Annotated in this window: 23 protein-coding genes; 9 read left to right on the forward strand and 14 right to left on the reverse strand. The window is 42.7% G+C overall.

Annotation, left to right across the window (positions count from 1 at the left end; all coding sequences use genetic code 11):
- Window positions 1-50: 50 nt before the first annotated feature.
- Window positions 51-668, forward strand: coding sequence for a hypothetical protein (locus COW20_07935; protein ID PIW49040.1), 618 nt, complete (start codon window positions 51-53; stop codon window positions 666-668).
- Window positions 669-741: 73 nt separating this feature from the next.
- Window positions 742-1,695 carry a magnesium chelatase gene (locus COW20_07940; protein ID PIW49041.1) on the forward strand — a complete coding sequence of 318 codons (954 nt, stop codon included), beginning with the start codon at window positions 742-744 and terminating at the stop codon, window positions 1,693-1,695.
- Between the two features lie 55 nt (window positions 1,696-1,750).
- Here the strand turns inward: COW20_07940 and COW20_07945 are convergent, their stop codons facing one another.
- The 9 genes from COW20_07945 to gatC all read right to left on the reverse strand — a co-directional run bounded on the left by COW20_07945 (window position 1,751) and on the right by gatC (window position 9,046).
- Window positions 1,751-2,017, reverse strand: coding sequence for a 50S ribosomal protein L31 (locus COW20_07945; GenBank protein ID PIW49042.1), 267 nt, complete (start codon window positions 2,015-2,017; stop codon window positions 1,751-1,753).
- 100 nt (window positions 2,018-2,117) lie between these two features.
- On the reverse strand, window positions 2,118-3,671 hold the full coding sequence (locus COW20_07950; protein ID PIW49043.1) for a hypothetical protein: 1,554 nt from the start codon (window positions 3,669-3,671) through the stop codon (window positions 2,118-2,120).
- 13 nt (window positions 3,672-3,684) lie between these two features.
- The gene (locus COW20_07955) at window positions 3,685-4,899 is read right to left on the reverse strand and encodes a hypothetical protein (GenBank protein PIW49044.1); all 1,215 of its coding nucleotides are present in this window, start codon (window positions 4,897-4,899) and stop codon (window positions 3,685-3,687) included.
- Window positions 4,896-5,363 (reverse strand): hypothetical protein, encoded by a 468-nt coding sequence (locus tag COW20_07960; protein PIW49045.1) that lies wholly within the window; start codon window positions 5,361-5,363, stop codon window positions 4,896-4,898. The genes COW20_07955 and COW20_07960 overlap by 4 nt, the downstream gene beginning before the upstream one ends.
- Before the next feature lie 161 nt (window positions 5,364-5,524).
- Entirely contained in the window at window positions 5,525-5,713 is a 189-nt protein-coding gene (locus COW20_07965; protein PIW49101.1) for a 50S ribosomal protein L32, read from the reverse strand.
- Window positions 5,714-5,776: 63 nt separating this feature from the next.
- Window positions 5,777-6,322, reverse strand: a complete 546-nt coding sequence (locus tag COW20_07970; GenBank protein ID PIW49046.1) for a hypothetical protein — start codon at window positions 6,320-6,322, stop codon at window positions 5,777-5,779.
- Window positions 6,323-6,420: 98 nt separating this feature from the next.
- On the reverse strand, window positions 6,421-7,782 hold the full coding sequence (locus COW20_07975; protein ID PIW49047.1) for a hypothetical protein: 1,362 nt from the start codon (window positions 7,780-7,782) through the stop codon (window positions 6,421-6,423).
- An 83-nt stretch (window positions 7,783-7,865) separates the two neighbouring features.
- Window positions 7,866-8,756, reverse strand: a complete 891-nt coding sequence (locus COW20_07980; protein ID PIW49048.1) for a DUF4438 domain-containing protein — start codon at window positions 8,754-8,756, stop codon at window positions 7,866-7,868.
- Window positions 8,756-9,046 (reverse strand): Asp-tRNA(Asn)/Glu-tRNA(Gln) amidotransferase GatCAB subunit C, encoded by a 291-nt coding sequence (gene gatC, locus COW20_07985; protein ID PIW49049.1) that lies wholly within the window; start codon window positions 9,044-9,046, stop codon window positions 8,756-8,758. The genes COW20_07980 and gatC overlap by 1 nt, the downstream gene beginning before the upstream one ends.
- A 543-nt stretch (window positions 9,047-9,589) precedes the next feature.
- On the opposite strand from gatC, the gene COW20_07990 reads away from it, so the two are divergent.
- The 6 genes from COW20_07990 to COW20_08015 all read left to right on the forward strand — a co-directional run bounded on the left by COW20_07990 (window position 9,590) and on the right by COW20_08015 (window position 15,327).
- Window positions 9,590-9,775 carry a hypothetical protein gene (locus COW20_07990; protein ID PIW49050.1) on the forward strand — a complete coding sequence of 62 codons (186 nt, stop codon included), beginning with the start codon at window positions 9,590-9,592 and terminating at the stop codon, window positions 9,773-9,775.
- 484 nt (window positions 9,776-10,259) lie between these two features.
- The gene (dnaN, locus tag COW20_07995) at window positions 10,260-11,375 is read left to right on the forward strand and encodes a DNA polymerase III subunit beta (GenBank protein ID PIW49051.1); all 1,116 of its coding nucleotides are present in this window, start codon (window positions 10,260-10,262) and stop codon (window positions 11,373-11,375) included.
- A 1-nt stretch (window position 11,376) separates the two neighbouring features.
- On the forward strand, window positions 11,377-12,519 hold the full coding sequence (locus tag COW20_08000) for a DNA replication/repair protein RecF (protein ID PIW49052.1): 1,143 nt from the start codon (window positions 11,377-11,379) through the stop codon (window positions 12,517-12,519).
- Window positions 12,516-13,118: a hypothetical protein gene (locus COW20_08005; protein PIW49053.1), complete on the forward strand. Its 603-nt coding sequence runs from the start codon at window positions 12,516-12,518 to the stop codon at window positions 13,116-13,118. Before COW20_08000 ends, COW20_08005 begins: the two co-directional genes overlap by 4 nt.
- Before the next feature lie 98 nt (window positions 13,119-13,216).
- Window positions 13,217-14,029, forward strand: a complete 813-nt coding sequence (locus COW20_08010) for a hypothetical protein (GenBank protein ID PIW49054.1) — start codon at window positions 13,217-13,219, stop codon at window positions 14,027-14,029.
- Window positions 14,026-15,327 (forward strand): hypothetical protein, encoded by a 1,302-nt coding sequence (locus COW20_08015; protein ID PIW49055.1) that lies wholly within the window; start codon window positions 14,026-14,028, stop codon window positions 15,325-15,327. Before COW20_08010 ends, COW20_08015 begins: the two co-directional genes overlap by 4 nt.
- On the opposite strand, the gene manB is transcribed toward COW20_08015, so the two are convergent.
- Together manB and COW20_08025 are read right to left on the reverse strand one after the other, a co-directional pair.
- The gene (gene manB / locus COW20_08020) at window positions 15,304-16,650 is read right to left on the reverse strand and encodes a phosphomannomutase/phosphoglucomutase (protein ID PIW49056.1); all 1,347 of its coding nucleotides are present in this window, start codon (window positions 16,648-16,650) and stop codon (window positions 15,304-15,306) included. The two genes, COW20_08015 and manB, sit on opposite strands and share 24 nt — an antisense overlap.
- A gap of 58 nt (window positions 16,651-16,708) precedes the next feature.
- Window positions 16,709-19,489 carry an isoleucine--tRNA ligase gene (locus tag COW20_08025; protein PIW49057.1) on the reverse strand — a complete coding sequence of 927 codons (2,781 nt, stop codon included), beginning with the start codon at window positions 19,487-19,489 and terminating at the stop codon, window positions 16,709-16,711.
- A gap of 409 nt (window positions 19,490-19,898) precedes the next feature.
- On the opposite strand from COW20_08025, the gene COW20_08030 reads away from it, so the two are divergent.
- Window positions 19,899-20,198: a hypothetical protein gene (locus COW20_08030; GenBank protein PIW49058.1), complete on the forward strand. Its 300-nt coding sequence runs from the start codon at window positions 19,899-19,901 to the stop codon at window positions 20,196-20,198.
- Between the two features lie 198 nt (window positions 20,199-20,396).
- Here the strand turns inward: COW20_08030 and COW20_08035 are convergent, their stop codons facing one another.
- The 3 genes from COW20_08035 to COW20_08045 all read right to left on the reverse strand — a co-directional run bounded on the left by COW20_08035 (window position 20,397) and on the right by COW20_08045 (window position 22,373).
- A complete protein-coding gene (locus COW20_08035) occupies window positions 20,397-20,873 on the reverse strand; it encodes a hypothetical protein (GenBank protein ID PIW49059.1) in 477 nt (158 codons plus the stop codon).
- Window positions 20,874-20,875: 2 nt separating this feature from the next.
- Window positions 20,876-21,844: a hypothetical protein gene (locus COW20_08040; GenBank protein ID PIW49060.1), complete on the reverse strand. Its 969-nt coding sequence runs from the start codon at window positions 21,842-21,844 to the stop codon at window positions 20,876-20,878.
- A 76-nt stretch (window positions 21,845-21,920) separates the two neighbouring features.
- Window positions 21,921-22,373 (reverse strand): hypothetical protein, encoded by a 453-nt coding sequence (locus tag COW20_08045; GenBank protein PIW49061.1) that lies wholly within the window; start codon window positions 22,371-22,373, stop codon window positions 21,921-21,923.
- Between the last annotated feature and the right edge of the window lie 43 nt (window positions 22,374-22,416).

Genomic DNA, 22,416 nt, shown 5'->3' on the forward strand with positions numbered 1-22,416 from the left:
GAAAGTGTTTAATAATTAAAGAATTTGCATCTCTCAAGGAGAAGCCCAGTATGAGAAACAATCGTTACGCGCCCGCTTACCTGGATACGACTTGGCAAGCCGGTATGAGTCAAAGGGTTTTTGATACCCGTGTCTTGCCTTTGTTTGGTTTTGGTTTGCTAATGACAGCCACTGCTGCCTACTTGGGCTGGAATTTACCGCGTGGGCTACTCATGGCTGCACTTTTAGGCGAGTTTATTCTGGTGCTTACAGCAGGGATTTGGCAACGAAAAGAACTGGGCAGCCTGAATATCGGTCTGTATTTCCTTTTAACCGCCCTGAGTGGTTTAGCGCTCGTACCCCTGCTTCAATGGGCCAGTTGGCGTGGCGGACCGGTCTTGATTGTGCAGGCCTTAGGAGTCACAGGCCTGACCTTTGGCGGACTGATGGTTTACTCCCTGACCACGAAAAAAGATTTCAGTGGCATGGGAGGATTTCTGGCCGCCGCAGGTATCGGTTTACTGATTGCCATGCTTGTTAATATTTTTGTTGGCGGCTCAACATTTGCGCTGATCATTTCAAGCATTGCCGTACTCTTTTTTGCTGGCTTCGTGCTCTATCTTGACTTCATTGGAATGTTCACACATATTCTGCGCATCATGGGCCTGATGGGCAGTCGAGACGACTAATCACAAAACCAGACTCAAAGAGCCAGCAAAAGCTGGCTCTTTATCCTATATCAAGCATGATAGGCAGCAAACGATGATTGCATCCAATACTTCACCCGCTCAACTTTTAATCGACAGTATTTCTCAATCTGTTATTGGCAAACCGGACGCCGTAAAACTCACGGTTGTGGCCTTTATTGCGGGAGGCCATATTTTACTGGAGGATATGCCCGGTATGGGCAAAACCTTATTGGCCAAATCGCTGGCCCAATCTTTTAAGGGCAATTTTAAACGGGTTCAATTTACCTCTGATATGATGCCTGCAGATATTACAGGCAGCTCTGTTTTCAATATGAAAACCCATGAATTTGAGTTTATTCCAGGGCCCATTTTTGCCAATATCGTGCTGGCAGATGAAATCAACCGAGCCACCCCCCGCAGTCAATCCAGTCTTTTAGAAGTCATGGAAGAACGCCAGGTAACGGTGGATGGCAAAACACATCTGCTCGGAAAACCCTTTTTTGTAATAGCCACGCAAAATCCTTTGGAATCCTATGGCACCTTTCCTTTGCCTGAATCTCAATTGGATCGTTTTATGCTTTCATTGTCTATTGGCTACCCCAATTTTGAGCAAGAACGCACGATCCTGCAACTTCACAGGGAAAACACACAAAAGACCCAGGAAACATCACTTCATAAGCGTTTAGAAGCTGTCTTGGATATAGAAACCGCCATTGAAATGCAAAAACAAGCCAGTCAGGTTGAGGTCAGTGATGAAATGGAAATCCTGATCTTAAAAATCATTCAAAAAACCCGTGAAACCAGTTTATTCTCAATGGGAGCAAGCACCCGTGCCGCCGTTGCTTTTTTACGCGCAGCTCAAGCGCTGGCCTATATTGAGGGGCGGACATATGTCATTCCCGATGATCTGAAACTATTGGCAGCCCATGTCCTGACTCACCGTGTCGTAACCCGCCAAACTCAAAAAAGACACGAAAAAGAACTTTTGCTCAAAGAATTGGTAAATGATTGTTTTAGACAAAAATAGCCATTAAAAAAGAGCCCGGCAAAAATGCTGGGCTCTCTTTCCAGACAAATGAAATTTATTCTTCGTCTTCGCTCTTTTTGCGTGCTGCGTATTTCTTACGAAAACGTTCGACACGGCCTTCGGTATCCACAATTTTTTGAGTACCTGTAAAAAAGGGATGCGAAGCACTGGAAATTTCCACCTTCACGAGGGGATATTCATTGCCATCTTCCCATACCGTGGTTTCGTTTGTCTTCACCGCAGAACGGGTCAGAATTGCAAAATCCACGGAAATATCCTTAAAGACCACAGGTCTGTAATTAGGATGGATTTCTTTTTTCATAGTGCGATTCCCATATCAATAACAAAGATCATAATCTTGATCAGTTTAGCATACTCAATTCAAAGCTTAAGATGATATCGCGTTTTTTTTTAATTTTATTTTAAGATCCGAGAGGGAATCGGCTCCCTCTTACCCAGGCGAGAACAGAAGACGCATCCAGATTGTTTTGAATCCATTGGTTTAAAATCACTTGAAAGCGCTGAAAACGAAACTCCAACGTCTTTGGATGCAGCGAGAGTTCCCAAGCTGACTCACGGTAAAGGCCTGTCGTATCTGCCAAAATATAGTTAAAGCGCCCCTGCTGCAAACAGGCAAAATTGAATTCCAAACCCGGAATCCAATCTTGTCCTCCAGACAGATCCAGTGGATCCTGACAAAGCTTAGCTGAAAAAAGACAAAAGCCCAAATGGTTATAAGGTGTGGGTTGAGGCTTTATATAATGACGATAAGCCGAATGAATACCATGAAATAGGCAGTGGATCTGTCCAGAAAGATCCACTTGCATGTCCAGCCCCGAAAAATAGACTGACAGATCAGAATAATGTAATCGAATGCCCAATGTGCCCAAAGGTAAATGATAATCTTTAAAAAATCCCAAAAGTCGATCAAAAGCAGCAGACTCAGGAATGATTCGACTGTCCCATACCAAAACGGCATCAAAGGCTTCAAGCTGAATTTGGGGAAGCACTTCAGCCAAAGCCTGATGCAAATCAAAACAGGTATTTTTCAAAGACACTTGCTCTAAGGGCCAGGAGCACTCTTGAGCGCTTAGACTTTGTTTGAAAAAACTCACCAAAAACAATTGAGCCCCAGAAGCATGAACGTGAGGAAGAACTTCCAGACAAGGTTCTAATGAAAGATCTGGAAAAAGAGAAAACAAAAGAATTGCAACTTTCAAAGGAGAGGAAGGGGATTTTTTAGCTGTTTGAAACAGTGAAACCGTTTGATTTAAGGGCAGTTTATCCAGGTATTTGGTTCTAAACTGTCGTCTATACTTTTCAAACTCAAGGTTGACAGATCCAGTTGACAGATGCAGAAGCCCCAAATTGGTCAAGACCCCATTCCTGAATGAGTTTAGCTGATTTTTACGCAAAAGCCACTGATCCAAAGTCAACTGAACATCGTAGTAATGATACCCAGACAATTCCTCATCAAAGCCGACACCAAGACGGGCACGGTGAATAGCCAAAAACAGCCCGTCTAAGGTCAAAGCCTCAAGCACCAGACCTTCAAAGTTTTCAGAAAAATTACTGAGATATCTTTTGCCTGTTTCAGGGTGCAAATGCCATAAACGGCCCACACGTTTGTGTTCAGGTTTCCAGGCAATACCATGGGGTTCTAAAACCAAGGAGCCAGCTGCACCTAAAATAGCGAAATCAGGATAACGTTGAAAGGCTTTGAGAAGATATTTTCCCCATTGACGGTTTCTTGGAAAAATCAGATCATCGTGAATCAGGCAGACAATTGAAAATTTAGACTTTTGCAAGAATTGGTTGTAAACAGAGGCCAGAGAGTACAGGCCTGGATTGTATTGAAACAGGATTTCAACCTGAGAAAGTCCCACCGTTCGCAAAAGGTGCTGTTTATAGCGACGCATAAAATCAGGGGACTTGGCCGTGCTGCAGGCAATCGTAATTCCCCTGGAAGATGGCATTAGCAGAACAAAATCATGGCATTGAATCTTGAGCCATTTTTTTCAGGTAATCTTTTAAGATCTTGGTTCCTGTCTCATGGCCCAAAGCAATATAATCTTTTAAAATGCGAATCCGATCCTGACGGTAAAGGCCGGCAAAAGGATCCCCCTCCAAATTGACAGGCGGTTCAATGATAATAATCTCAACTTCACGCTTGTCCAGAAAACTTTCAAGACTCTGAAAACCTGCGACCTGTACCAAAGTCTGGTTAAACTCATCATTTAAGAGATAATTGCCCGCTTCATCTTTATGCAAAATATCTCTTAATTTTTTAATTTTATTATTTATTTGCTGAATTTTACGGTAATCATTGGCCAAATCTTTATTCAAAATAATTTTGTAAACTTGATCTGCCACAGTCAATAAATTATCCAAACGCCCTGAAGTCGGTTGCGTCACGGGCATAGAAGAGACCAGAAAAATCGTTCTGACCTTGGGGTCCAACTTAATCGCTCGGCCAAAGGGCGCATTTTTGGTTAAGCCCCCATCTGTATAGAAATCCGTTTTCCCATTGACCATGAGCGGAACAGGAGGGAAAACGCCCGGAAAACTGCCTGAAGCTTGTACCACTTTGCGTAAGGATTCAAAACTCTGTTGAATCTGCTCAGTGCTTTGCTCGGGGTGAAAGCGAAAAGACAAATACCCCCCATAACTGACCAAAGGTTGCTCAGCAAAGGTTTCAATTGAACCTGTCAGACTGGTAACGGCTGCAGAAAAATGAATTTCACGTTTGATCTGGGCGGGTGGCTGGAGCGTATGATCTAATTGAGCCTTTAAATGTTTATCACTGAGCACAGACGTAAATTTAAGTTTGAAAAATTCTCGCATCCAGCCAATATTGGTGGGGGTCAGCCACATCAACATTTTACGCAGCATGAATACACTTAAGCGCACATCTCCAACCAGGCTGCGTAGCGAGTTGTCCTGAATATCCCCATAGGCCCATAATTTTTGAATGCTGGCTTGATAAAGCCACATATTGATCAGCGTCTGCTCAACATGGCTGGGAGTAAACTTATCCTCCATAATCAAACGCGCAGCAAAAGCACCATTCAGAGCCCCCGCGGAAGCGCCTACAATCACAGAGGGAACAATACCCTGTTCCGCAAAGCTTTTCAAAACCCCCGCATGGAAGGCTCCTTTGGCGACACCACCTGTTAAAGCGACGGCACAGGGTATTTCATTCATTTTCTGATGTCCTGGATCCAATTCAGAACTTTCACAGGCTCCTTTAAGTCAGGACAGCGTTCAGAAGCGTCTTTTAAATTATCAATCACTTCCTGAAGTTCTTCTTCAGTCCGACATTTATCCAAAGCTTTCAAAAACTCAGGACGCACGCCACTGATCCCATTCACAAGCATGGCCAAAACCAAATTGAAATGTGCTTGATAATTACCGGGTTCAAGTTTAATGGCTTTTTGTGCGTATTTTAAAGCCTTATCATGATCTGCCTCTTGATTTTGCAGCAAATGCAACCAAGACAAACAGGTATAACCTGTCCCATCTTTCGGAGAAAGTAAAACTCCCTGCTCAAACAAAGGAATCACTTCTTCTAAAGGCGCTTTCTGCTCATAAAGTTCAAGCCCACGCTCAAAAGGGTGTTTTGGCGTTTCTTCAGCAGAAGTGATTACTGACTCTTGTGTTGAAGTCATCGGACATATACCTCAAATTACTCATGGATTTTATATTATCTTCAAGCTCTCTATCAAAAATGTCCGGGGTGCTCTTCAGCACTCCGGACATATTCTTTGAGAGAAAAAAATCTCTGACCATTGCCTTAAAAGCAATGGGATAGGGTCCCACTGGCAGAAATCTAGTTATCCGAAGCAGCAGGGGGAAATACTTCACGGCCCTTATAATGTCCGCAACTGGGGCAGACAACATGGCTCGGTTTTTTATCTCCACACTGGTTACAAATCACCAACATAGGCAAAACAGCTTTCCAGTGCTGACTACGACTATTGCGCTTAGAGCGGGAAGTTTTCTTTTTTGGTTGTGGCATAAACTCAGCCTTGGCGGTTAGGAGAACCACCAACCTCCTTTTTATGGTATTGGATTGTATTATTCATTGTTTGGAAGAGTCAACTTCCCAGGATTGAACAGCCTGGCGAATGGATTCCCATGCCGGATCTGGCGAAGAGAAATCAAAGCTTTGGTTGACACGTGCCAAATCTTCATTATAGCAGCTTTCTGAACTCAATTTCTGAGCAGGCAGATTCAAAATGATATATTGTCGAATCAATTCAGCGATATCGAGTTCTTCTTCTGGCAAAATTTGTTCACCCGCCTCTTCAGGCGTTAACTCCAGATTTTCTTCGAAAGAATATTCAGAAACAACTTCTACCGCCTCTTCAAAATTAAAATTTTGCTCAAAGAGATAGGGATTCAAGGTGCGATCACAAATCAACTCAAGACAGGCTTGAACCTCAGCCCAAATACGAATAATATTCGTTTGCAGTTCAAGGCGAATCTGCCCCTTGAGAGATTTCACTTTCATCTCTGGGTCATCAAAATGACCCGGTGGAAAATCCAGCTCAAAGACAGCCGTTTTCTGGGGCAAACGAGATAACTCAGCAGGTGTGATATAAAACTTTTGATAAAATTGTGTCATATTCAAAATCTAGGAAAATCGGGATAAACACTAAGTTAATGTAACATTCATCTTCAGGATCTTCAAGGTAATACAATGAGGATCACGGGATCTCTTGCTTAAAGAACCTCATCAAAGAAAGAAAAGACTTTTGCTTTTACACGCTGCCAGGTGGTGAAGGATTGGCTGTCAAAGGGAGCCAAAGCGTGGCTATTGTGTTCAAAGAGACGGGACTCAACCGTTTTAGCAAAACTTGCATCTGTCACTGAAAGATTCAATTCCTGGTTATTTTCAAGCGCTCGGGTATCAAAATTTGTAGAACCAATCGTCGTCCAAATGCCATCAATGGTCATCAGTTTGGCATGGGTCATGACATTGTTTTCTTTACCGGGATCCACCTTGAACACTTTGGCGCCGACTTTCATCAGTTTTTCACCATTTTGTTGATTGATCATATTCAACACCGGGTTATCACTCAAGCCTGGAAGCAAAACACGCACTTCAACACCACGACGGGCCGCTTGAATTAGGGCATCAACAATATCTGGATCTGAGAAATAAGGTTGAACCAGATAAATATGGTGCAATGCAGTTTGTATTGCGCTGATAAATGCATTTTTACTGTCTTTTTCTTTTCCCGCTTCTTGGGGGCTGGTCACCGTTACACGGGTAGCACTGCTGCCAAAACGAACACCAGCAGGTAAACGGGGAATCACGGCCGGCATTTTCCCGCCCGCATGGGTCCAGTTTACAAAAAACTCACCCTGCATCTCCTGAACAGATTCCCCTTCAGCGTAGGCCATAATATCGTGCCATTCAAACTGGTATTCATCTCCAACGTTCATCCCACCGGTCATGCCACGGGTACCGTCTGCCAAAACAAGTTTGCGATGGGTGATATTTACATTTTCCCAGTCAAACAGCTTTTTATTGTAAAGTTTGGTATCGACACCATTCTGTTGCAGAAATTTGATAATTTCACCCGACTCATTTACTTGGCCCATGGCATCTAACAGAACTTTGACATCTACGCCCTGTTTCTTTTTGGCGACAAGTTCCTGGGCAATTTCCCAACCTGTTTTGTCATCGTGAAATAAAAACATTTCAAGATAAAGACTTTGATGTGCTGAACGAATCACATCTTTCATTTTGGCAAAAGATTCTTTGCCATCAACTAAGAGTTCAACATGGTTATTAAAGGTGTTTTTGGTGCCTGTAGCCTGATCTATGGCACGGTTAATGCTGCTGGCAGAAGACTGCAATTGCAGCAATTGAATAGGAGCAACACGGTTTTGACTGGTGGGAATATTCAACTCGAGGCGATCCCGATTGAAAACTTGCCCCGGAGGAAGCAAAGGGGAAGGTTGAGCCGGTTGCGCAGGGGAAAAAGGGCGCTGAAGCTTCAAATGAGCGGGTGAATTATAGGTATCCCAATAATTCATCAGCTTTGATACATTTTGATTTTGTAATGCGTTTGGCATAGAAACCAAAAACTCCCTCACTTCTCTGTAAGGGAGTTATAGACTAACGTGAAATAAAACTGACGCTAAGAATTGGTTAACTTTTACTCAACCCGATAGCGACCTATTTTTAAGTATTGACCTATATTGGCATTCGGATAAATCAAAGGCTGGATTTCTCCTTGGGTAGAGGTCAAAAGCGTGGTGACACCGGGTCCATGACCTGCCGTATATGAGTCAGTATGACAGACAATCCCAATCGTTACCGCCCCTTTTTGGAAGGACCAGCCATAATAAGACTTATAATCCATCAAGGCCACAAAGTCTCCAAGTTTCAGCTTATCCAACCCCAATTGACGGATATAGGCCTGATCTGAGGTTTGAATATCAATATCCGCCTTATAGCCATCGGTACGCCCCAAACCAGAGCCCAAAAGTTCGGCAGGAACTGTTGCCACCACAGGCACACGCAGCAGCTTCTCACCAGGATCTTCTTCTATTCCCATTTTATGCAGAAGCGAAGGGGCCAAGCTCCAAATCAAAACCTCAGGATAATCACTCAATGCTAAACCCTGCCCAAAAGCACGTATTTGGATCCGATCTTCATAGCTCAGGAGATCAAGTACCTCCTCTGAAAAATCGATCATCACGTGTTCGCACCCCCCATGCGTTCCCGTCACAATGCCTTTGGCCCCTTTGGCTTCGCCAGAAATAATCCGGGCTTCGTTGCCAATACAGGCAAAATAATTATAGGAAAGGTTGACTCCTTGCTCTCTTTTCTCAAGCGAAGCTGTGCTGGAAACCGCTGGTTCAGCATGATCGGCGACCCAGCCAAAAGCACTGTCTCCAACCTTCAAATTATAGTTAATCCCACCGACACCTGGCAGCATCAAGCCTTTGCCATCATGGGATACCCGCCATCCCGAAGCTCCCGGATAAATGGGACTTCCCTGAACAGCATTCATGATCAATGAGGATTCATTTGTTTTTAACATCAGGCTTGCCCCATAATCTGAGGAACTTTAAAGTAGGCATCTTCTGTTTCAGGCGCATTTTGAAAGACCTGTTCAGAACTCAAACTGTGACGAACCTTGTCGTTTCGATAGACATTCTTGATCGACAGAGAATGACAGGCTGGCTCAACACCTTCGGTATCGACTTCAGCTAACTGATCTACATAATCTAAGACAGTCGCAAGGTCGTGTTTTAATCTTTCAATTTCTGGTTCTGAAAAACTTAAACGAGAAAGCTTGGCGATATGCCGGATGGTTTCAGATGTAATCATATGAAATCCTTTTTATTGAGAGTGAAAGTATTTTACCAATTCTCTGATCTATGCGCAGAAATGAAGCTTTTTTAGCATCCCCTTAAAATCTGTGGATAACCTGTGGATAACTCTATCCAATTTGTGGATAATTTGTGGATAATCCGTTCAAACAAGGACCTAAGAATTTAGTCTAAGGCGCATGAATACTCTATTTTATACCTGTGCAAAAATCACAATAAAACGCTCTGAATAATTCTGTATGAATGGATCTCTGTGGAAAACTTGTGGAAAACCTGCTCTTTTTTTGGGGATATGTTGTGAATAAACCCCATGGTAGCCGACGAAAGGATCTTGGGCTCTGAACGATCTGTCATCTCCTTTTACTCCCGACACCGATCAAAAGATCCGGGGAGATCCCGCCAATCAAAACCGACAGATCATGCTACCCTTTCTCCGGACAAAAACCGGTCATTTATTTCAAAAAATTTGGATCCATATTTTCAAAAAAGGATCGAAATGGCCAGCGGATCGATCTTCTGGACATTTTCAAGCAGTAAAAGTATGAATGCTTATTTCATAAGCATTTGTGCGCATTATCACAAAAGAGAAGATCCAGTGGATCCTCGTAAAGATCGGACCGCTCTCCGCAATATTGCTTTCGAATTGAATTTCAAAAATGGGAACTGTCAAGTCTCCCAAATGTGTTTGATCGGTGAGTGGATCCTGTCTATAGAAGATCCGCTTTGAAGTCGGCTCACAAAAAATAAAGTGTCGGTGTGATCGGAACTGGATCTATATTAGTAGACAATTGTTTGAATTCTTTATATACTAGTAGACAATAAAAGACATCATTAAAAAGACATCTGAATAAACAAGAAAATGTTTAGTTTTTTATATTTTTGTTTATTTTTATGAATGTGTTTGTGGATAAGTTGTGGATAACCCTCCCCCTTGTCTGTGGAAACTTCTGTGGAAAAAAGAGGGCCTGTTGAGAAGCCCAACTTTTTCCACAACTTATCCACAAGTTAAAATTTAGCTTAAAGAACGATTACTCTTGAGTTCAAGCTCAGATATCCACATTTCCACAGGCCCTACTACTTCTGATCATATAATTTGATCTGATCTTGAAAGATCTGATCTTTAAGCTATAGATCTGTTGGGTTTTCAATTGCCTGGGGGTATGTTAGTTTGGTACATATCCATATGATCGATTTTAAAGAGACAGACCATCATGAAAATTACCTGTTCAACAGAACAATTGAAAAAAACGCTCCAAGCAGTGCAACGGGCAGTCGCCAGTAAAGGAATTCTTCCTGTACTCAGCAATGTATTGCTGACCTCTGATGAAGAAAATGAGAGTTATCTCAAGGTTGTAGGCACTGATTTAGAAATTGGGGTTGAAAGCAAGCTTGAAATTCAGAACCCACAAAAATTAAACATCACCATTCCTGCGAAAAAATTGTTTGAAATTGTCAACAAGTTTCCTGATGAAACGATTCATTTTGATTTTCATGAATCAGGCTCTGTGGATTTGCTTGGGGAAAAACTAAAATTTAATCTGAATACCTTGCCCGCTGATGATTTTCCCAGACTTCCCCATGTCGATAGAGAAAGCCAATTTTCGCTGTCCCTCAATGATTTTTGTCAGGCCATCAGACAGACAACTTTTGCTACAGCCACAGATTCAGCCAAAAGTATTTTAACCGGTGTGAATGTTCAGTTGGGCAATGGTCAATTGCGCTTGGCTGCGACCGATGGCTACCGTCTTGCCGTCAGACAGGTAGTTTTACAAGAGGAATCTCAGGCCAGTCTGAATGTGATTATTCCCAAACGAACCTTGGTTGAATTGGAACGCCTGGTAAAACAGGATGAACGGGAACTGATCGGAATGTCAGTGACTGACAGTCATGTTTTGTTTGAATCCGAAGGGAAAGTGCTGACCTCCCGACTGATCGAGGGCAAGTATCCTGATTATAATAAGATTTTGCCCAAAACCTTCGGACGTAAAATTTGGCTGGAAACACGCCCATTTCTCAATGCTGTTGAACGTGTTTCGATTATGGCTTCAGAGCAAACCCATGTGATCAGCTTTGATATTCAAGCCTCAGAATTGATCATTACAGCCGGAGCTGAGCAGGGGAAAGCAAGAGAGTCGGTAGAAGTCAAAACCGAGGGTGAACCTTTAAATATTAGCTTTAATGCCAATTATTTATTGGATGTGCTCAAGATTTTTGCTGAAGACGCAAGCCATATCCTTTTGCAGCTGAACAGTGAAATTCAACCTGCGGTTGTGCAATCGGTAGACAATGATGATTATGTCTGTATGTTGATGCCGATCAAACCTTAATGTGTGGATTCAAGCTCTTGAACTCAATCATTTCAGGAACTACCAAAAACTCCAATTAGATTTGGATCCGTTTCGGCAGATTGCTTTGGTGGGACTGAATGCTCAAGGTAAAAGCAATTTACTTGAGAGTTTGTTTTTACTTGCCTTTGCATCCTCGTTTAGAACCTCGTCCTTAACAGAGTTAATCTATTGGGGTGAAAACATGGCCCGAATAGAAGGTACTTTTGGATATCAAAACAATGTGCCCGTTCATCTGAAGTTTTATGTTCAACGCAATGGGAAACGTGTTGCTGCAGTAAACCATGTTGGACAAAAGCGTCTCGCCAATTATATTGGCTATATTCGCCTGGTTTGTTTTACCTCTAAAGATTTATTAATGTTGACGGGTCAACCCTCTGATCGCAGACAGTTTATCGATTTGCTCCTTATTCAGAGCTATCCTCGCTATTATTCGCTTTTACAAAACTATAACCGTCTTTTGAAACAGCGCAACAGTCTTTTGAAAAGCTTGAAAAAATCAGATTCACGCCTGCCCAACAGTGATTTGGAACAATCGTTGGAATCTTGGGATTTACAATTGGCGGAAACAGGTGCTCAGATCATTCAAAAACGGGTAGAGGCTTTGAAAGTTTTTTCTGAATATATGAATGAATCCCATGCGCAAATGTCGTCACAGACTGAAAGCGTTAAGTTAGGATATCGCTCAAGTTTAGGAGAGGTAGCAGAGGGTTCAAGAGCTGAGATGACAGAACAATTTTGCCGACTTCTCAAGCAGAAAAGGATAGCTGATATTTTACATGGCTACAGTTCTGTAGGACCGCATCGTGATGATCTCTATTTCTTACTGGGGGGCAGAGAACTTCGACATTTTGGATCTCAAGGTCAAATCCGAACGACCGCTTTGGCTTTGAAAATGGCTGAAGTTAAATTTTTGACAGAATTGTTTCACGAGCCGCCCATTTTACTCTTGGATGATGTATTCTCAGAATTGGATATCCAACGTCAGCAAGCTTTGCTTGAACATATTCAGCAACCTGGCATTCAAACTTTTTTAACGACCACCCATTTGGATGGACCTGTACAACGCATTTTGGGAGAACAGGCCAAAGTTTTTCATGTTTCAAAGGGAGAAATCTTTGAATGAAGCAGAAAAAAAACACACGTCGCTCAGGGCTTCAGCCCATGAGTTATCTGCTTTCAAGCTATATGCACCAGTTGAAAGATTTAAAACAGGATCGTCTGGGGTTGATTTTAGAAAGGTGGGTGGATATTGTCGGACCCTTTATTTCTGAGCGAATGGAACCGATTCGAATTGAAGAAGATCGCTTAATTTGTTATGTGGTTTCCTCGAGTCTATTACACGAGTTTTCGTTTCTGGAAACAGATATTCTTAGAAAATTGGTAAATTATCCTTGTGGAGAAGGAATCAAAGGGATTCGTCTCACCACTGTAAAACCTCCCTCGAAACACAAGCCACCCGAAAAAAGACAAAAAACACAGCCGATTCAGCTTCCGCCTGAAAAATTAAATTTGAGAGAAATTCATGCCTTGGAAGAAAGTGTCCAGATTATTAAGGATCAGGATACACAAGCGCGTGTACTGCGCCTACTGAAAGCCATGGAAACCAGAAAGAAAACATTGGCATTTCACCATTGGAAGTATTGTGCCCATTGCCAAAATTACTGTGAGCCGCGCTATAAAGTCTGCCCGATTTGTAATCAATCCCTTCGGAGTGGCTCTTAAATGGACTCTCTTAAAGGGTCTTGTTATACTTTGGAGATGTATGCAGAGCATGGATTTAAAAGTATGAAATTACGACGCTACCAAAGGACAAGTCAGGCATGAGTTTATCGTTAGATTTTGAGTCGTTGCCGACTTTGCCGATTATTGTGCAACAGGTCATGCTTGAGATCAATAATCCCGATTCATCTATGAAGGACATCGCTGCTCTTATTGAGCGGGATCAATCGATGTCTGCTAAGATTTTAAAATTGGTAAACTCAGCTTTTTATGGTTTTTCCAAACGCATTGGCACGATCGGCCATGCGATTAGTATTCTGGGTTTTGAAACTGTCAAAAGTTTGGTATTGGGGGTCTCTGTATTAGATACCTTTAAAATTCGTGAGTTTAATATGTACGAATTTTGGCAACACTCGATTTCAACGGCTTCAATGGCTGCTTTTCTTGCGGGCAAACTGGGGTATCCTCGTAAGGACGAAGCGTTTACTGTGGGTTTGCTGCATGATGTGGGTAAATTGGTTTTTATGTTGAAAGCTCCCCAGATTTATCGCCAGATTCTTAGCGAAGTTGAAAGTTCTTCGGTGCCTTCTCTTCAGTTAGAACGTCGTTATCTGAAGATGGATCATGCTTTTGCGGGAGCACAGGTGGCCCGTTTGTGGAATTTTCCACCGGCCTATATTCAGGCCCTCGACGTACATCATTCCCGCTCCTGTTTAAATGATCAACCCGTTTCTTTACGGCAGGTGCTTTATCTCGGCAATTTAATCTGTCACCTGATTGAGGGAGATACTGAAGAAGCGATTGATATTAAGGTATTTAGCCGCCTGAATATTGATTTTGAAGAGTGTCAAAATTATCTTCAGTCGATACATGCTGAAATTGCAGATTTTCTCCAAACAGTCTCCCCAGAATGAATTATTGCTCCATTTTGCCTGAACTCACTGAGATTTGGCCTGAGTCTTATGTCGTGGGCGGATTTCTGCGGGAGCGTTGGTTTGGTAAAATCTCTTCGGATTTAGATCTTGTCGTTCCCTCTGGTGCTATTCAGGGGGTTGAAAAATTGGCTAAAAAATTGCGTCGCCCTTGGTTTGTCTTGGATCAAGACCGAGATATTGCCCGTTTGGTTTTGGCTTCAGGTGATACCTTGGATATTGCCCGTTTTGCCGGAAACAATTTGAACAGCGATTTGTGGCAAAGAGACTTATCTTTTAACGCAATGGCTTGTCCGCTGATCCCTGAAGTATTCGATCTGCAAATTTCTCTGTCTGAATTGCCTTTGATTGATCCTGGCTTGGGATTGGCTGATCTTCAAAAGGCCAGGATTAAGGGGCTTTCTGCAGATAATTTTGTGGCGGATCCTTTGCGGCTTCTGCGGGCTTTCAGGTTTGCTGCGCAATATGGTTTTGAACTCGAATCAGAGACCCAAGCATGGATTCGTCTCCATGGATCTCTCCTGAAATTGTCGGCTTCAGAACGTATTCTTCAGGAACTGGACAAGTTTTTGATTGGTGGACATTCCGAATTTGCCTTAAACCAAATGATAGAAACAGAATTTATTCGGTATTTATTTATTGAATTAAATAATTACTCAGATGAACAGTGGAAAAAAAGAGTTGTCCACTGGAAAACAATCCGAAATGTCCTGTCTGATATTCAGACTCATTTTGAACCCTCTCAACCTTTAAGAGATTATTTTGAGACGGTTTTAAGTGCTGAGCGAACCCGGCAACAGGTTCTGCTTTTATCCAGTTTATTTTGGGATGAACCTTTAGAACGATGGGAAAATTTTTCAAATAGAATTCGTTTGGGTACCAAGGACAGTGAATATGGTAAAAAACTGGTGCTCAATTGGACCGGCTTTTGTACGCAACTTTCCTATTTAGAAAACCCACTCAAACGTTTCAGGTTTTACCAAGAGCATGGGGTGCTTCTGCCTGCTCTGGTTTTTAGAGCTTTTGTAGCAAAGCGGCTGTCTCAAGAGCAGGCTCAGTTTCTTCTCTGCGAATATTTCCAGGAGAATCATCCGATTGCACATCCCGTGCCTTTTATAAATGGCAATGATGTGTGCAAAGAGCTGGCACTGAAACCAGGACCTCAAATTGGCCGCCTGTTAAGTTTGGCATTGGAAGCCCAGGTCGAAAAAAAAATCCAGAGCAAACAGGATGCTCTGGATTTTATAGCGTCTCAATTATTGGCGAATGATAGCCAATAGTTCGTCACGAAGTGTTTCCATATTGACCTGACTGTCTGCTTCACAGTTCAGACGCAGAAGCGGTTCTGTGTTGCTCTTACGCAAATTGAACCACCAGGTGTCTCCAATAATGGACATGCCATCGATTTCAACCACTTCACCTTTTGAACGGTAGAGATTTTTAATATTTTCCACAACAGCATCGGCATCTGCAACCGTTGAATTGATTTCGCCACTGATGAAGTAGTTATTGCGTTCTGACAAAATCTCTGACAAAGGTTGGTTGGCTGTTGAAATAATTTCTGCAGTTAAAAAGACGGGCAAAGAAGAGTTATCGGCATACATTTCATCGCTGAACTTGAAGTAAAAATGTCCACTGACTTCTCCCCCCATAATCGAGCCGGGCACTTCTTTCATTTTGGATTTCATGAAAGCATGGCCTACTTTCCACATATAGGCTTTTCCACCTGCAGATTCGATTGCTTTTTTGACATAACGGCTGCAACGTACATCATAAAAAACAGTAGCACCTGGATTTGTCTTTAAGAGGTGTTGCCCTAAAAGACCGGTCATAAAATCGTTATCAATAAACTTGCCGTGATTGTCAACAAAGAAAGCACGGTCAGAGTCACCGTCAAAGCCAACGCCAAAATCTGCTCCTGTTTCTTTGACTTTGGCGATCAGGTCCTGTCTGTTTTCTTCTAAAAGTGGGTTGGCTTCGTGGTTGGGAAAATTACCATCGGGCTCAAAAAACATGGGAATGACTTCAATGGGGGTATTGGCGAACATTTTGGGGGCGACAATACCTGCCATGCCATTGCCTGCATCCATGACTACGCGCAGCGGTTTGATTTTGTCTAGATGAACTTTTCCATGAATGAACTGGACATATTCATCGAGAATGCCTTCTTTTTTGAGAACGACACCTGCTTTTTCAGCTGCTTGAAAGTTGCCAGCATGATAAAGGGCTTCAATGTCCTTGATACCACTTTCTCCACCGATGGGAACAGCATGCTTACGCACCATTTTCAAACCATTGTATTTGCCAGGATTGTGCGAGGCCGTGATCATGATACCGGCTGATGCTTCAAGATGTTCCACCGCGAAATAAAACATATCAGTAGTGGACATTCCGATATCGTAGACACTTGCTCCCTGCTCGGTCAAGCCACGGGTTAAAGCCTCGAAAATACTGGGACTGGAGGTGCGCATGTCCTGACCTACGACCACATTGTCTACTTTTAAGTAGTCGACAAAAGCCCGACCAACTTGGTAGGCGATCTCTTCATTAATTTCAGAGGGATAAACGCCGCGGATATCATATGCTTTAAAAATACTACCCATGTTTTTCTCCTTTGGATATGTGTCAACTCATTATAGCCTGCTGTTGAAAGCTCTTCTCTTAAACTGAGGGCCAGTTTTCCACAATTTTTACACAGCGGTTGCATAAACTGGGATGTTCGGTCGTCTGGCCAATATCCTGACTTTCAAAAACACCCCAACAGCGTTCACATTTGCTTCCTTCAATCACTGCGATCTCAGGTATACGCTCTGTAGCTGAGGTTTGAAAGTTTAAATAGGAGACCATCATGACCTGCCGTAACAATTCATGATGTGTTTGGAGATAATCGAGCAGCTCTGTTTCTTCAGCAGGCAGATACAGAGTGGCCTTGGCTTCCATGGAACGGCCGATTTTTTTTGCCTTTCGTGCTTCTTCCAAAACCAAATTCAATTGATCGCGTGCACTGAGAATTTTTTCCCATTTCTCAGCCAGTTCAGGCGCTGACCAATGGGTATTGGCTTGAGGATAATCTGCCAAAAGCACACTTTCAGGCCAAGCCTGTTTCAGTGCCTCAGGCAAATTTTCACGTGCATCTTCAGCCAAATGGGTAAGCACAGGAGTAACCATTCCCATCAAGGCTTTTAAGACTTCCCAAAGGACTGTCTGAACGGACAGTCTGAGTTTGGAGTCGGGATGTTCGATATAGAGAATATCTTTGACGATTGCAAAGTAAATATTGCTTAAATCGATCACACAGAAATTCTGCATGATTTGGTAGAACCGATAAAACGCATAATTTTCAAAACTGCTGCGCACTTGGGTGATTACATTTTGAAGTTTATGCAGCAAATGACGATCCAGTTCACTGAGTTCTGCATAGGGCAGGGCTTTTTCAGGGCTGAAATCATACAGATTACTGAGCATAAAACGCATGGTATTGCGAATCTTTTTATAGATCTCTGCCAATTGACCGAGGATATCATAGGAGACCCGTACATCACTGGAATAATCTACAGAAGCGACCCAGAGTCTGAGAACATCAGCACCGTATTGCTCAATTACTTTTTGAGGCTCCACGGTATTGCCCAAAGATTTGCTCATTTTGCGCCCTTGTCCATCCAAGACGAAGCCATGGGTTAAAACGGTACGGTAAGGAGGGGTTCCATGGGCTGCGATGGCTGTTAAGAGTGAAGACTGAAACCAACCACGGTGCTGGTCGGAACCTTCTAAATACAAATCGGCGGGATATTGCAGTTCAGGTTCTACTTTTAAAACGCTGGTATGGCTTGAGCCGGAATCAAACCAGACATCCATAATATCTGTTTCTTTGCGGAATTCCTGTTGCGCAAAGTCCTTATAGCGATAACCTGAAGGAAGGAGTTCATGGGCCTCTTTTTTCCACCAGATATCGCTGCCTTCTGTTTCTACCAGATCGGCCACATGCAGGATCAGTTCTTTTTCAAGAATGGCTTCTCCACTTTCAAGATGGTAAAAGGCAGGGATCGGAACTCCCCAGGAGCGTTGGCGGCTGATGCACCAATCTGAACGTTCAGCAATCATATTGCTGATACGTTCCTGACCACTGGCAGGAACCCATGTGACGCCGCGAACAGCTTCTAAGGCCTCTTGTCTGAAGCCATCTACGGAAGCAAACCACTGTTCTGTGGCCCGGTAAATCAATGGGGTTTTGGTTCGCCAACAATGTGGAAAACTATGAACGAAAGTGGTATGAAAAAGCAATTTTTGCTTTTCTTTCAGCAATTCGATGATGACAGGATTTGCTTTTTCATAATAAAGACCTTCAAAGCCGGGAGCTTGCTCGGTGAAAATTCCTTTTTCATTGACTGGAGAGAGCACGCCCAATTTGTATTTTTCTCCAGCGATAAAATCCTCCATGCCATGACCTGGAGCGGTATGAACACAGCCGGTACCGGCTTCTGAGGTGACATGGTTGCCCAAGATGACCAAAGAAGTCCGTTCATAAAAAGGGTGTTGGCAAAGCATGTTTTCAAGATTTTTGCCTTCGGTTTGCCAGAGAATTTCTTCGCTTTGTAGATCGAGGGTTTTCAGGACGTCTTCACGCAGTTTCTCTGCCATGACCAGAACCTCTCCTGAGGAAACGCGCACAAAGGAATATTCAAAATCTGGATTGAGAGCGATGCCGAGATTGGCTGGTAAGGTCCAAGGCGTGGTGGTCCAGATGACAAATGAAACAGCACTATTTTGAAGATTGGCCGGCAGTTTGCTTTTTTCAGATTCAAGCAAAGACATTTTGACATAGATACTGTGTGAAGTGTGGTCCATATATTCCACTTCAGCCTCTGCCAGGGCGGTGCGTGCTGCAATGCTCCAATATACGGGTTTCAGGCCTTTATAAATAAAGCCTTTATCTACCATTTCGGCAAAGACACGTAGCTGAGCAGCCTCATAGCGGGGATTCATGGTGAGATAAGGTTTTTCCCAATCTCCCAGCAGGCCCAATCGATAGAAATTATTGCGCTGTCCTTCTAAATTTTCAAGCGCAAATGCCTGGCAGGCCTGGCGGGTTGTTAGGGGATCTTCTTCTGCTGACTTTTTGTTTTTTGTGACTTCATGTTCAATCGGTAGACCGTGACAATCGTAGCCAAAGACCATTGGAGCAGGGTGATTGTTTAAGGTTTGGTATTTAACGACCAAATCTTTGAGAATACGGTTCAGCGCATGACCAATATGAATTTTTCCAGAACTTAAATAGGGAGGGCCATCATGGAGGATATATTTGGAGCCTGTGCGGAAGCTTAAATTTTTTTGATAAACATTCGTGTTTTTCCAGAACTCCTGCAGTTGGGGTTCTCTTTGGCCTGAGTTGGCTCGCATGGAAAAAGAAGTTTGAGGTAGATTTAGCGTTTGTTTGTAGTCCATGGCTGGGGTTCCTTATTAAAGTTGGCTCTTTTTAAATTCAATCTTAACACCAAACGCTTTTTCCAAGCAGGTGATTTCAAGGGCAGGATAAAGACTTCAGTGCATAAATTTAGAACGAAGTGTGAATCTTTTGATTCTGATTTAAGGTTTTTTTGCTTCTTTTTGAACTTTTTTAGTGTGTATGTTCTTCTGCTGGTAATGAATTAATTTTTTGTTGCTATCATTGTGTTTTATGTGTATGCTTTGTGTATTTTTAATCTTAAAATGTTGCCACAAGCTTGTTTGAAGGGTTCTTTCAGAAAAAAAAAAACTAAAATTTGTTGTTTTTTTTTGATTTCAAGACTAGGCAATCGCTGAAATATGGCCTAAACTATGAACGTGAACCAATTGTACTGTAAGGAGAGCCCTAATGAACAAAGAAGTACTGGTTAAAGAAATCGCTGAAAAAGCAGGTCAATCTCAGAAAGATGCAAAGACTTTCTTAGATGCTGCTATTGATGTCATTACTGACGCTCTGAAAAAGGGTGACAAAGTGACTCTGGTTGGTTTTGGTACCTTCCAGGTAAAAGAGCGCGCTGCTCGTGAGGGTCGCAACCCCCGCACTGGCAAGCCCCTCAAGATTCCTGCCAAGAAAGCTCCCGTATTTGCTGCTGGTAAGGGTCTGAAAGATGCTGTAGCCGCTCCCCCGCCCAAAAAAGGCAAGAAGTAAACAGCTCTAAACAGATAGGGAGTCAGCAATGACTCCCTATTTTTTATGTCTATTTTTGTAGTTTTCAAGCAATCATTTAGCCCATAAATTAACGACAAGGAGACTGCCTGCTTGAGCTGGCGGAGTCGTCACTGGAATTAAAAGTCCATTCTTTGAACTTTTAAAGCCATCCGTTTTGCTCGCCGAAGATTTAGCTCTCTAATAATTTCCCAGTTGAAAAAGCTTTGAATTCCGCATCAGGAGCTTGCCTTCGTAACTGTGACCATAAATTGTATAGTGGGTTGCTTGGGGAAAATAGCCCGTTTTTCCAGCATAAAGGGGTGAGCTAAAGGATGGATTGATGTTGATAATTTCTTCAGGTGTGTACTGTTTAACAATTTGCAGATTGGTCATATCCCCAGAATGCTTGAGGATGGGGTTAAAAAATGTTTTATTATAATTGTTTTTCTTGGCATCATCATAAAGTTCTTTGATAGATTGAGGGATTTTATGATTTAAGCTGATATACTTATCTACCATTTCTTTAAAAAAGACCATGTTTTGTTCCACGGCTTGTTCTGTAGCGGGTACTTTTTGTTGTGTGACCCACGGCAAAAAGAATATCAGTACGGATACCCCCAAAAGCATGGGGGGTATAAAAAAGGCTGCGGGTAACTGTTTTTTCGGCTGGTTCATGATTAATCCCAATCTTCAATCAATTCCATGGTTAAATTATCGTCTTTGGCTGGATTTTCGGAGGCCGTTTCAGCGTTTTGTTCTGGCATGACCTGTTCAAACGAGGGGGGGATCGGAGCTGCTTTGTGTACATAGGGAGAGGATACAGGCAATAATTCTGCTTTGTCCTGGCTGTCTCCCTGTTCGATCAGTTGAATGATTTCTTCAACCTCATTGGAAAAAGAAAGTTCAACATTATCGGATTGTACTTTTTCGAAGAGTGCCCCTGCTGTTGCTTCGTTTGAAGTGGTATTGAGGGAGACATCTTCAATATCTGGTTTCAACCAGATCATCTGTTTTATTTTCTTACAATTGCTACGTGGACGTTTATAGACAATATTAATGGCTTTGCTAACTGCATCAATAATCTGTTGGGTGTATTTGGTCCAGATTAAACTTTTTGCAGTGAGTGTACCACGTGTTCCTGTTACATAATAGGCGGGCAGTTGGTGGAGGGCAATTGCTACTATATCTGCTCTGCACTGGCTGCAGCGACAGAGATCGATATACCGGGAGAGCATGATATTGAGTTCTGTTTCAACAAATTCTTCAAAAATATTATAGGGCGGCAGATACGTATCCGCAACGATAGGCGGTTCTTCTTCTGTTTCAGGGGTCTGAATCGTTTCCAATGGAATGGGTGTATAGAGATCATCGGCTTCCAAATAGGTAATTTCAGGTTCTGACTGAGGAAGCGGCTCTTCTGAATCGGTTTGAGGCTGATTGGATTCAGACTCTTCTGTGTTTTCAGGTGAATGTTTGAGGGGCATTGAAATCTCATCAGCAGTTTCAGAAGATATAGGCTCAAACTGTTCTTCCTGCTGATCTGGCAAAGGAATTTTTTTGACCTTACTCAATACATTTTGTATGGCCTGTTCAATATGTTTGTGATAATTAATATTTGGTTCAGTCATAAATTCAAACAGAGACACCGCTCTCTCGGGAAGCTAGTCTGTATTGTAACAGGCTCCTGGGAAAGCGGTGAAAAAAGCTGCTAACTTGCTAAACTTAACTTTCTTCTGTGGCGTGTGTAGGCACAATCATTACAGGGCATTTTGCGTGATTGACGACATAATTGCTGACGCTTCCCAATAAAAACCGTTGGATGGGCCCCAAGCCACGGCTGCCCATTACGACTAAATCACAGTGATGCTCATCGACTGCATTCACAATGCTATAGCCCGGATCCCCTTTGATCACGGCAGTATGGGTGGTCACACCTGCTTCAGAGAGACGTTCATGGATCCGGCTGGCAATTTCTTTGCTTTGCCCTTCCAGATAGGTTTCCAATTCATCCAGATAGGCATAGGTGGTTTCATAGACGGGAATCACTTCTAAAAATTCATAGGCATGCAGAACCGTCACTTCTGCACCAAATTTTTGTGCAAGATCGACAACATGCGTTAATACTTGATCTGAAGCTTGAGAACCATCGGTGGGATAAAGAATATGTTTAAACACGGAAGATTGTCCTTTCCTTGAGCAGGTCTATTTTTAGTGTAAA

The sequence above is a fragment of the bacterium (Candidatus Blackallbacteria) CG13_big_fil_rev_8_21_14_2_50_49_14 genome (assembly GCA_002783405.1).
Lineage (GTDB): Bacteria > Cyanobacteriota > Sericytochromatia > UBA7694 > UBA7694.